Here is a 13,378-nt window from a genome sequence, read left to right on the forward strand (position 1 = left end):
GTTGGCTGACGAAGTTCGACAAGGCACTTGGCTCTGGTGGAGACGGTATCATCGACTCGCTGGTGGTCTATGAGCCCATCGCTGATGGTGATGGGGCGATGGGGCTTCTCGGGATTCTGGGGGCGCTGGCAGTTGCCGGTGCCGGCATTGCCGCTGTTGCAAATTCGGGTTCGGGTGGCGGTAAATCTGATTCGGGTGACAACTTACCGCCATCCGCTCCAACCTTCACGGCAATGGATGATCGCGCGCCCTTCGTTGGTCTGATTGCCAATGGTACAACAACCAATGACTCCACTCCGACGCTTTCGGGAGGCGGCGAGCCGGGCAGTATTATCAGTGTCTTTGACAATGGCAAATTCATTGGCTCGACTACTGTAAGTGGGACTGGTCATTGGTCTTTTACTCCGGTGGTGCCGCTTGGAGAAGGTGCTCACCGCCTGACAGTGACGGCGACTGATGCGGCGGGTAATCAAAGCGCACCGTCTGGCCCGCTCAGTTTCACGGTCGATACCAGCGTACCGGCCACTCCGGCGGCGCCGGCGAGTTATGCCGATGATGTTGGTGCGATCCAGGACCCAGCGAGCACGGCGGCGACCACCGACGACACGACGCCGGGCATCAACATCGGCACGGTGCCGACCGGCACCACGCCGTCGCTTTATGTCGATGGCACCCGGGTCGAGGCGATCTATGACCCGGCGACCGGCACGCTGACCCCGGTCACCCCGCTGGGCGAAGGCGCTCACCAGATCAGCTACACCCTGACCAACGAGGCGGGCAGCGAAAGTGCGCCGTCTGGCCCGCTCAGTTTCACGGTCGATACCAGCGTACCGGCCACTCCGGCGGCGCCGGCGAGTTATGCCGATGATGTTGGTGCGATCCAGGACCCAGCGAGCACGGCGGCGACCACCGACGACACGACGCCGGGCATCAACATCGGCACGGTGCCGACCGGCACCACGCCGTCGCTTTATGTCGATGGCACCCGGGTCGAGGCGATCTATGACCCGGCGACCGGCACGCTGACCCCGGTCACCCCGCTGGGCGAAGGCGCTCACCAGATCAGCTACACCCTGACCAACGAGGCGGGCAGCGAAAGTGCGCCGTCTGGGCCACTCAGTTTCACGGTCGATACCAGCGTACCGGCCACTCCGGCGGCGCCGGCGAGTTATGCCGATGATGTTGGTGCGATCCAGGACCCAGCGAGCACGGCGGCGACCACCGACGACACGACGCCGGGCATCAACATCGGCACGGTGCCGACCGGCACCACGCCGTCGCTTTATGTCGATGGCACCCGGGTCGAGGCGATCTATGACCCGGCGACCGGCACGCTGACCCCGGTCACCCCGCTGGGCGAAGGCGCTCACCAGATCAGCTACACCCTGACCAACGAGGCGGGCAGCGAAAGTGCGCCGTCTGGCCCGCTCAGTTTCACGGTCGATACCAGCGTACCGGCCACTCCGGCGGCGCCGGCGAGTTATGCCGATGATGTTGGTGCGGTCCAGGACCCAGCGAGCACGGCGGCGACCACCGACGACACGACGCCGGGCATCAACATCGGCACGGTGCCGACCGGCACCACGCCGTCGCTTTATGTCGATGGCACCCGGGTCGAGGCGATCTATGACCCGGCGACCGGCACGCTGACCCCGGTCACCCCGCTGGGCGAAGGCGCTCACCAGATCAGCTACACCCTGACCAACGAGGCGGGCAGCGAAAGTGCGCCGTCTGGCCCGCTCAGTTTCACGGTCGATACCAGCGTACCGGCCACTCCGGCGGCGCCGGCGAGTTATGCCGATGATGTTGGTGCGGTCCAGGACCCAGCGAGCACGGCAGCGACCACCGACGACACGACGCCGGGCATCAACATCGGCACGGTGCCGACCGGCACCACGCCGTCGCTTTATGTCGATGGCACCCGGGTCGAGGCGATCTATGACCCGGCGACCGGCACGCTGACCCCGGTCACCCCGCTGGGCGAAGGCGCTCACCAGATCAGCTACACCCTGACCAACGAGGCGGGCAGCGAAAGTGCGCCGTCTGGCCCGCTCAGTTTCACGGTCGATACCAGCGTACCGGCCACTCCGGCGGCGCCGGCGAGTTATGCCGATGATGTTGGTGCGGTCCAGGACCCAGCGAGCACGGCAGCGACCACCGACGACACGACGCCGGGCATCAACATCGGCACGGTGCCGACCGGCACCACGCCGTCGCTTTATGTCGATGGCACCCGGGTCGAGGCGATCTATGACCCGGCGACCGGCACGCTGACCCCGGTCACCCCGCTGGGCGAAGGCGCTCACCAGATCAGCTACACCCTGACCAACGAGGCGGGCAGCGAAAGTGCGCCGTCTGGCCCGCTCAGTTTCACGGTCGATACCAGCGTACCGGCCACTCCGGCGGCGCCGGCGAGTTATGCCGATGATGTTGGTGCGATCCAGGACCCAGCGAGCACGGCGGCGACCACCGACGACACGACGCCGGGCATCAACATCGGCACGGTGCCGACCGGCACCACGCCGTCGCTTTATGTCGATGGCACCCGGGTCGAGGCGATCTATGACCCGGCGACCGGCACGCTGACCCCGGTCACCCCGCTGGGCGAAGGCGCTCACCAGATCAGCTACACCCTGACCAACGAGGCGGGCAGCGAAAGTGCGCCGTCTGGCCCGCTCAGTTTCACGGTCGATACCAGCGTACCGGCCACTCCGGCGGCGCCGGCGAGTTATGCCGATGATGTTGGTGCGATCCAGGACCCAGCGAGCACGGCGGCGACCACCGACGACACGACGCCGGGCATCAACATCGGCACGGTGCCGACCGGCACCACGCCGTCGCTTTATGTCGATGGCACCCGGGTCGAGGCGATCTATGACCCGGCGACCGGCACGCTGACCCCGGTCACCCCGCTGGGCGAAGGCGCTCACCAGATCAGCTACACCCTGACCAACGAGGCGGGCAGCGAAAGTGCGCCGTCTGGCCCGCTCAGTTTCACGGTCGATACCAGCGTACCGGCCACTCCGGCGGCGCCGGCGAGTTATGCCGATGATGTTGGTGCGGTCCAGGACCCAGCGAGCACGGCAGCGACCACCGACGACACGACGCCGGGCATCAACATCGGCACGGTGCCGACCGGCACCACGCCGTCGCTTTATGTCGATGGCACCCGGGTCGAGGCGATCTATGACCCGGCGACCGGCACGCTGACCCCGGTCACCCCGCTGGGCGAAGGCGCTCACCAGATCAGCTACACCCTGACCAACGAGGCGGGCAGCGAAAGTGCGCCGTCTGGCCCGCTCAGTTTCACGGTCGATACCAGCGTACCGGCCACTCCGGCGGCGCCGGCGAGTTATGCCGATGATGTTGGTGCGGTCCAGGACCCAGCGAGCACGGCAGCGACCACCGACGACACGACGCCGGGCATCAACATCGGCACGGTGCCGACCGGCACCACGCCGTCGCTTTATGTCGATGGCACCCGGGTCGAGGCGATCTATGACCCGGCGACCGGCACGCTGACCCCGGTCACCCCGCTGGGCGAAGGCGCTCACCAGATCAGCTACACCCTGACCAACGAGGCGGGCAGCGAAAGTGCGCCGTCTGGCCCGCTCAGTTTCACGGTCGATACCAGCGTACCGGCCACTCCGGCGGCGCCGGCGAGTTATGCCGATGATGTTGGTGCGATCCAGGACCCAGCGAGCACGGCGGCGACCACCGACGACACGACGCCGGGCATCAACATCGGCACGGTGCCGACCGGCACCACGCCGTCGCTTTATGTCGATGGCACCCGGGTCGAGGCGATCTATGACCCGGCGACCGGCACGCTGACCCCGGTCACCCCGCTGGGCGAAGGCGCTCACCAGATCAGCTACACCCTGACCAACGAGGCGGGCAGCGAAAGTGCGCCGTCTGGCCCGCTCAGTTTCACGGTCGATACCAGCGTACCGGCCACTCCGGCGGCGCCGGCGAGTTATGCCGATGATGTTGGTGCGATCCAGGACCCAGCGAGCACGGCGGCGACCACCGACGACACGACGCCGGGCATCAACATCGGCACGGTGCCGACCGGCACCACGCCGTCGCTTTATGTCGATGGCACCCGGGTCGAGGCGATCTATGACCCGGCGACCGGCACGCTGACCCCGGTCACCCCGCTGGGCGAAGGCGCTCACCAGATCAGCTACACCCTGACCAACGAGGCGGGCAGCGAAAGTGCGCCGTCTGGCCCGCTCAGTTTCACGGTCGATACCAGCGTACCGGCCACTCCGGCGGCGCCGGCGAGTTATGCCGATGATGTTGGTGCGGTCCAGGACCCAGCGAGCACGGCAGCGACCACCGACGACACGACGCCGGGCATCAACATCGGCACGGTGCCGACCGGCACCACGCCGTCGCTTTATGTCGATGGCACCCGGGTCGAGGCGATCTATGACCCGGCGACCGGCACGCTGACCCCGGTCACCCCGCTGGGCGAAGGCGCTCACCAGATCAGCTACACCCTGACCAACGAGGCGGGCAGCGAAAGTGCGCCGTCTGGCCCGCTCAGTTTCACGGTCGATACCAGCGTACCGGCCACTCCGGCGGCGCCGGCGAGTTATGCCGATGATGTTGGTGCGGTCCAGGACCCAGCGAGCACGGCAGCGACCACCGACGACACGACGCCGGGCATCAACATCGGCACGGTGCCGACCGGCACCACGCCGTCGCTTTATGTCGATGGCACCCGGGTCGAGGCGATCTATGACCCGGCGACCGGCACGCTGACCCCGGTCACCCCGCTGGGCGAAGGCGCTCACCAGATCAGCTACACCCTGACCAACGAGGCGGGCAGCGAAAGTGCGCCGTCTGGCCCGCTCAGTTTCACGGTCGATACCAGCGTACCGGCCACTCCGGCGGCGCCGGCGAGTTATGCCGATGATGTTGGTGCGGTCCAGGACCCAGCGAGCACGGCAGCGACCACCGACGACACGACGCCGGGCATCAACATCGGCACGGTGCCGACCGGCACCACGCCGTCGCTTTATGTCGATGGCACCCGGGTCGAGGCGATCTATGACCCGGCGACCGGCACGCTGACCCCGGTCACCCCGCTGGGCGAAGGCGCTCACCAGATCAGCTACACCCTGACCAACGAGGCGGGCAGCGAAAGTGCGCCGTCTGGCCCGCTCAGTTTCACGGTCGATACCAGCGTACCGGCCACTCCGGCGGCGCCGGCGAGTTATGCCGATGATGTTGGTGCGATCCAGGACCCAGCGAGCACGGCGGCGACCACCGACGACACGACGCCGGGCATCAACATCGGCACGGTGCCGACCGGCACCACGCCGTCGCTTTATGTCGATGGCACCCGGGTCGAGGCGATCTATGACCCGGCGACCGGCACGCTGACCCCGGTCACCCCGCTGGGCGAAGGCGCTCACCAGATCAGCTACACCCTGACCAACGAGGCGGGCAGCGAAAGTGCGCCGTCTGGGCCACTCAGTTTCACGGTCGATACCAGCGTACCGGCCACTCCGGCGGCGCCGGCGAGTTATGCCGATGATGTTGGTGCGATCCAGGACCCAGCGAGCACGGCGGCGACCACCGACGACACGACGCCGGGCATCAACATCGGCACGGTGCCGACCGGCACCACGCCGTCGCTTTATGTCGATGGCACCCGGGTCGAGGCGATCTATGACCCGGCGACCGGCACGCTGACCCCGGTCACCCCGCTGGGCGAAGGCGCTCACCAGATCAGCTACACCCTGACCAACGAGGCGGGCAGCGAAAGTGCGCCGTCTGGCCCGCTCAGTTTCACGGTCGATACCAGCGTACCGGCCACTCCGGCGGCGCCGGCGAGTTATGCCGATGATGTTGGTGCGGTCCAGGACCCAGCGAGCACGGCAGCGACCACCGACGACACGACGCCGGGCATCAACATCGGCACGGTGCCGACCGGCACCACGCCGTCGCTTTATGTCGATGGCACCCGGGTCGAGGCGATCTATGACCCGGCGACCGGCACGCTGACCCCGGTCACCCCGCTGGGCGAAGGCGCTCACCAGATCAGCTACACCCTGACCAACGAGGCGGGCAGCGAAAGTGCGCCGTCTGGCCCGCTCAGTTTCACGGTCGATACCAGCGTACCGGCCACTCCGGCGGCGCCGGCGAGTTATGCCGATGATGTTGGTGCGGTCCAGGACCCAGCGAGCACGGCAGCGACCACCGACGACACGACGCCGGGCATCAACATCGGCACGGTGCCGACCGGCACCACGCCGTCGCTTTATGTCGATGGCACCCGGGTCGAGGCGATCTATGACCCGGCGACCGGCACGCTGACCCCGGTCACCCCGCTGGGCGAAGGCGCTCACCAGATCAGCTACACCCTGACCAACGAGGCGGGCAGCGAAAGTGCGCCGTCTGGCCCGCTCAGTTTCACGGTCGATACCAGCGTACCGGCCACTCCGGCGGCGCCGGCGAGTTATGCCGATGATGTTGGTGCGATCCAGGACCCAGCGAGCACGGCGGCGACCACCGACGACACGACGCCGGGCATCAACATCGGCACGGTGCCGACCGGCACCACGCCGTCGCTTTATGTCGATGGCACCCGGGTCGAGGCGATCTATGACCCGGCGACCGGCACGCTGACCCCGGTCACCCCGCTGGGCGAAGGCGCTCACCAGATCAGCTACACCCTGACCAACGAGGCGGGCAGCGAAAGTGCGCCGTCTGGGCCACTCAGTTTCACGGTCGATACCAGCGTACCGGCCACTCCGGCGGCGCCGGCGAGTTATGCCGATGATGTTGGTGCGATCCAGGACCCAGCGAGCACGGCGGCGACCACCGACGACACGACGCCGGGCATCAACATCGGCACGGTGCCGACCGGCACCACGCCGTCGCTTTATGTCGATGGCACCCGGGTCGAGGCGATCTATGACCCGGCGACCGGCACGCTGACCCCGGTCACCCCGCTGGGCGAAGGCGCTCACCAGATCAGCTACACCCTGACCAACGAGGCGGGCAGCGAAAGTGCGCCGTCTGGCCCGCTCAGTTTCACGGTCGATACCAGCGTACCGGCCACTCCGGCGGCGCCGGCGAGTTATGCCGATGATGTTGGTGCGGTCCAGGACCCAGCGAGCACGGCAGCGACCACCGACGACACGACGCCGGGCATCAACATCGGCACGGTGCCGACCGGCACCACGCCGTCGCTTTATGTCGATGGCACCCGGGTCGAGGCGATCTATGACCCGGCGACCGGCACGCTGACCCCGGTCACCCCGCTGGGCGAAGGCGCTCACCAGATCAGCTACACCCTGACCAACGAGGCGGGCAGCGAAAGTGCGCCGTCTGGCCCGCTCAGTTTCACGGTCGATACCAGCGTACCGGCCACTCCGGCGGCGCCGGCGAGTTATGCCGATGATGTTGGTGCGGTCCAGGACCCAGCGAGCACGGCAGCGACCACCGACGACACGACGCCGGGCATCAACATCGGCACGGTGCCGACCGGCACCACGCCGTCGCTTTATGTCGATGGCACCCGGGTCGAGGCGATCTATGACCCGGCGACCGGCACGCTGACCCCGGTCACCCCGCTGGGCGAAGGCGCTCACCAGATCAGCTACACCCTGACCAACGAGGCGGGCAGCGAAAGTGCGCCGTCTGGCCCGCTCAGTTTCACGGTCGATACCAGCGTACCGGCCACTCCGGCGGCGCCGGCGAGTTATGCCGATGATGTTGGTGCGATCCAGGACCCAGCGAGCACGGCGGCGACCACCGACGACACGACGCCGGGCATCAACATCGGCACGGTGCCGACCGGCACCACGCCGTCGCTTTATGTCGATGGCACCCGGGTCGAGGCGATCTATGACCCGGCGACCGGCACGCTGACCCCGGTCACCCCGCTGGGCGAAGGCGCTCACCAGATCAGCTACACCCTGACCAACGAGGCGGGCAGCGAAAGTGCGCCGTCTGGCCCGCTCAGTTTCACGGTCGATACCAGCGTACCGGCCACTCCGGCGGCGCCGGCGAGTTATGCCGATGATGTTGGTGCGATCCAGGACCCAGCGAGCACGGCGGCGACCACCGACGACACGACGCCGGGCATCAACATCGGCACGGTGCCGACCGGCACCACGCCGTCGCTTTATGTCGATGGCACCCGGGTCGAGGCGATCTATGACCCGGCGACCGGCACGCTGACCCCGGTCACCCCGCTGGGCGAAGGCGCTCACCAGATCAGCTACACCCTGACCAACGAGGCGGGCAGCGAAAGTGCGCCGTCTGGCCCGCTCAGTTTCACGGTCGATACCAGCGTACCGGCCACTCCGGCGGCGCCGGCGAGTTATGCCGATGATGTTGGTGCGATCCAGGACCCAGCGAGCACGGCGGCGACCACCGACGACACGACGCCGGGCATCAACATCGGCACGGTGCCGACCGGCACCACGCCGTCGCTTTATGTCGATGGCACCCGGGTCGAGGCGATCTATGACCCGGCGACCGGCACGCTGACCCCGGTCACCCCGCTGGGCGAAGGCGCTCACCAGATCAGCTACACCCTGACCAACGAGGCGGGCAGCGAAAGTGCGCCGTCTGGCCCGCTCAGTTTCACGATCGATACCACACCGCCGACTCAGGGCGTTAGTATCGACGGTTACATTGATAACGCGGGACCGACTCAAGGGACGTTCGGAAGCGGGACGACCACGGATGATCGAAACCCGATCCTCACGGGTACGTTGACGGCTCCTTTAGATGTGTCGGAAGTCGTGCACATCTACGAAGGCACAACGCTACTTGGCACGGCCACGGTTGACGGAACGGGTACATCCTGGACCTTCGATCCCGGGAATCTGGCGGATGGCTCGACTCATACCTATACGGCCGTTGTCACCGACCTCGCCGGAAACCAGGGGACGCCATCGAACAATTTCACGCTGACCTCCGACTACACGGTCACCGTCAACAGCCAGGTGACCGTGGACACGACCCCACTCGTGACCGGTGCGATGCCGTTCAAGCTGGCCAACGGCGAATATATCGAGGTGAGCATCGCCGGTACGACCTATAGTTCGGCGAACGGTGCAGTCGTTGTCGATCCGCTGAACAACACCTGGTACGTGCAGGTGCCATCTGAGATCGCGCTGGGTACCTACAATGTTACGGCTATCATCAAGAGCGGTGCAGGCGCGCAGATTGTCTCGGACGATACGGTCAACGAATTGATCATCTCCGCGGCGCCAACAGTAACGGTTGGCTCTGCTGCCAGCGATCCAAACCAGAAGGCTACCGCCTACACGCTAAGCGAAACCGGCATGTGGCGCATTCACAGCAACCAGACGATGTTGAATGCGAACGGTACCGACAACGCAACATTGGGCAGCTTTAGTCAGACTGCGTTGTACAGCAACAGCAACTTATCCTCGGATCCGGGCTACTCTCCGACAGGCTATACCGGCCGCAACTTTGTGCAGAACGCCACGTTCATTGATTTCAATCGCGACGGGTATATGGACCTGTTCGCCGAAGATAGCACCTACGATGACGGCCAGCAGGCCTTTATCTTCAATGGCAGCACATACGTCGCGCAGCAGGTCGGAGCCTACCCCACCGCACCAACAGGGGGCGACAGGGGAACTGCCGATAGCGCCAACACCTATTCCTGGTTTGGCGGCGTGATCGGTTTCGACAGGGCCGGGAACGGCTTGGTCGATCTGGCCTATGGCGACCAGACGCCCAACGACGCCACCAGTGGCGGCGGCTTCGACTCCCAGATTGTGCTGAACACTGACGGCACCATCCTTGGCATGGTCAAGGATGGTGCTTACGTGGACACTGCCACCGTATTACCGCTGTCATCCAATAGCGGTAACGCGACCTTCGACATGGAGTTGTCTGGCGTCGATCTGAACAATGACGGCAAGGTGGATCTCGTTTACCACGCGACGGCCGGCAGCACAAAGCTGGGTGGAGCGCTTGCTGTACTGCCACCGACCAGTTCCAATCAGCATCGTCTCGTCGTCGCGACAAACCAGGGCGACGGGACCTGGAGCAACACGCAGATCATCAACAATACCTTCCAGCGTCTCGACGACGACCCCAATTTTGGTAACGGTATTTCCATGACCTGGGCCGACTTCAACGGCGACGGTTACATGGACCTGTTTATAGGGCGTGGGTATGGTGCCGCAGGCGTCCTGTCGAACTCGTCCTATGAAAGCCGCATTCTGTTTAACAACGGATCCGGCCAACTGAGCTCCACGGCCCCGACCGGAATCGGTTTGAACACGGGTACCTATACCTTTGGTGACACGCTGCAGGGTGGGCCGTCGGTGGCGGTGGACTGGAACGGCGACGGAAAAATGGACGTCATCGAGTTACCGGGCTTCGGCGACACGGGTGGCATGACGGCGGCAGGCAATACCGGCCCGGTCAATCTCTATACGAACACTAGTTCGGGAGGCACGACCAGCTTCACTACCACTAACCTGCTCGGTGGATCCAACACCATCGGACGTTGGCTTGGCGCCGCAAACGTCAACACCGATGCGGTGACGGGCGGAATCGCAGCCGACATCGACTGGGATGGTGACCGGGATCTTCTGGTCTTCACCCAGAAAGGCAACACCAGGTTCATCGCCAACACCAATACGGTGGCGGATGGCACGGTGCTGCATTTCCGCATCGTCGATGCGCAGGGCATCAATTCGCTCTACGGCCACACTGTCCAGCTGTTCGACTCATCGAACAATCTGGTGTCCACGCAGATCATCAACGCGCAATCCGGCAACCAGACCAACGACAGCTCGGCGATCGTCGATTTCTATGGACTAAACCCCAACGAGACCTACAGCCTGGTGCTGCTGCGCAGTGCCAATGGGGACGGGGCCGATGTCGGTGGTCTTGCGACGTTGGGCGGTAACGTGATCGAAAACGTCAATGCGGCCTGGACGGGATTGAAGGCCGGTGAGGCTAACAAGGCTTACGTCCTGACGGCGGAGTCCGGCACAAACGTAGCGAATGCCAATATCGGCCATGGAATCGTCGGCACCGGCTACAACGACACCTTCTTTGCCACCCTCGGCAACGACAAATATGAGGGCGGCGGTGGCACGGTGACGGTGTCTGGCACCAAGGTCTGGAGCAGTACTGCTGGTATCGACATCGTCGACTACAAGCTGGCCGGTAGCACATCACTGACGATCGATCTGAGCGTGACGACGGCCCAGAACACCGGGTTCGGTACGGCAACCTTCTCCAATATCGAAGGCATTGCAGGTGGTAGCGGTGCTGACACGTTCACTGACAACGCCAGCGACAATGTGTTCGAGGGCCGGGGAGGCAACGACACATTCAATCTGATCAATGGCGGTAAGGACACGTTGCTCTACAAGCTGGTCGCCAATGACGCGGTCGGCGGCAATGGTAGTGATGTCGTCAATGGCTTCACCATCGGCACCTATGAAGCCACGCCAAATGCCGATCGGATCGATGTTTCCAAACTGCTCGTCGGTTACACGGCCGATGCGGACGGTCCCGCTCATTACATCAACGGCGTCGCGACTATCGATGCCGGCGATACGATCGGGAACTACCTGTCGGTCACGAATAGTGGCGGCAACACGATTATCAGCATCGACCGTGATGGTACGGGTAGCACCTTCAGCGCTACGCCGATCGTCACGTTGAACAATGTGACCACAGATCTGGAGACCCTGCTCGCCAACCATCAAGTCGTCGTTTGATCTTCGGAGCGAAGGCGGCATGAGCGTGATATGCGCTCTTGTCGCCTCCACATCTAATCAAGATCGTTCTGGAGATACGAATGCTCGATCTACAACATGCAAAACGTGTCGCTATCATCGGCGGCGGTACAGCAGGCTGGTTCGCTGCCCTGATGCTAAGGCGCATATTCAGTCCGAAAGTCGAGATTACACTCATCGAGTCACCCGACATCGGGATCATCGGGGTCGGGGAGGGTGGCCTCCTCAATCTCGTCAGTGCACTAGAGGTGAACGGTATTTCGGTCGACGAGTTCGTTCGAGAGACCGGGGCGGCCTATAAGCTCGGCTTTGTCTATGAGGGTTGGCGCGGCGGCGGCTCGCAGGATAGTTATTATCATTTGTTCGGCGGCCAGGGAATCGAAGAACTCGAGTGGCAGGCCGGCGGGTTCTTTCCTCTCCTGTCGGCGATGATTGCGTCGGGGGAAGAACTCCACTGGTGCGTTCCCGGTTACAGCGCGATTGCCCGAAATGTCTCGCAAGAGGAGGTCCGGTCTCTGCTCATGACCGGGAAATCCGGGCTGAGCGCATCCTATCATTTCGATAGCCATCGGGTGGCGGCCTACCTCAAGAAAGTAGCTTTGAGCCGCGGCGTTATTCACCGGTCCGTTCGGGTTGACGCGCTGACGCTGAATGAGCGGGGCAATGTTCGGGCGATCCAATTCAAGGGCGGGACGCTCGATGTCGATTTCGTCGTCGATGCGTCTGGCTTCGCCAGGCTTGGGATCGGTAAGGCCTATGGCGCACCCTGGCGTTCCTTTTCGGATTATTTGCCCCTTGATCGCGCAATACCATTTCACCTGCACAACCCCGCCAAGAACCCGGCGCTTTTGACGCGTGCGATTTCGATGAAGGCGGGATGGATGTGGCAGATCCCGTTGATCGAGCGCGTCGGTTGCGGATATGTATTCAGCAGCAAGCATATAGATGAAGCGGCGGCGGTTGCAGAAGTTGAGTCTTACCTCGGCCATGGCATTGAGCCGATGTCTACGCTTCGTTTCGAGGCCGGGCATTTCGAGAGGGTGTGGATCAATAACGTCGTCGCGCTCGGGCTGGCGTCGGGTTTCGTCGAGCCACTCGAGGCGACATCCATCGGGCAGATGCTTGAGCAGTTGCGCAATCTCGAACGCACTCTCGTCAACAGTCATGGGGTCGTTAGCGGACACGCGATTGAAGCGTTCAATCATGCTAACGCGCAATGTTGGTCCGGTATCCGCGACTTCCTGCGGATGCATTACGACTGTCCACGTAATGACACGCCATTTTGGCGAGACGTAGCTGAAGTGCCTTTGTCCGAAAGCTACGCCGAGCTGAAGCAGTGTTTTCAACGTCGCACACCACGACTGAGCGACATTGATGCTTATGTCGGCAACGGCTGGCAAGGCATTTTTCATACGGTCAACTGGATGTTCGTGGCAGCGCCTTTGGGTGTTGTGCCGATAGCGGCTGCGCGTGCAGAACTACGTAGCTTGCCACCTGAATCCCGCCTCCGTGTTCAAGCCTATCTGGCTCGAAAGCGTAACGCTTGGGGTGGGGTTTGCGTGCACTAGGCCAGAACGTTGTCGAGCAGAAGGACAGCGGAGCGCAGGAAGTAA

The 13,378-nt window shown here is 64.0% G+C and carries 3 protein-coding genes; all 3 read left to right on the forward strand.

Annotated features, from left to right (window positions below; all coding sequences use genetic code 11):
* Positions 1-69: 69 nt before the first annotated feature.
* Complete coding sequence (locus tag NRG23_RS03425) at positions 70-264, forward strand: hypothetical protein (RefSeq protein WP_257375133.1); 195 nt, start codon at positions 70-72, stop codon at positions 262-264.
* The gene (locus NRG23_RS03430; protein ID WP_257373767.1) at positions 234-11,747 is read left to right on the forward strand and encodes an Ig-like domain-containing protein; all 11,514 of its coding nucleotides are present in this window, start codon (positions 234-236) and stop codon (positions 11,745-11,747) included. The genes NRG23_RS03425 and NRG23_RS03430 overlap by 31 nt, the downstream gene beginning before the upstream one ends.
* An 80-nt stretch (positions 11,748-11,827) precedes the next feature.
* Positions 11,828-13,333, forward strand: coding sequence for a tryptophan halogenase family protein (locus NRG23_RS03435; protein ID WP_257373768.1), 1,506 nt, complete (start codon positions 11,828-11,830; stop codon positions 13,331-13,333).
* The last annotated feature ends 45 nt before the right edge of the window (positions 13,334-13,378 follow it).

It is taken from the genome of Pseudomonas sp. T8, from assembly GCF_024610635.1.
In the GTDB taxonomy this organism is placed as follows: domain Bacteria; phylum Pseudomonadota; class Gammaproteobacteria; order Pseudomonadales; family Pseudomonadaceae; genus Aquipseudomonas; species Aquipseudomonas chlororaphis_I.

Coding starts and splice junctions, on each gene's coding strand:
- NRG23_RS03425 (WP_257375133.1), top strand. CDS start 70: ATGAGCCCATCGCTGATGGTGATGGGGCGATGGGGCTTCTCGGGATTC.
- NRG23_RS03430 (WP_257373767.1), top strand. CDS start 234: ATGGATGATCGCGCGCCCTTCGTTGGTCTGATTGCCAATGGTACAACA.
- NRG23_RS03435 (WP_257373768.1), top strand. CDS start 11,828: ATGCTCGATCTACAACATGCAAAACGTGTCGCTATCATCGGCGGCGGT.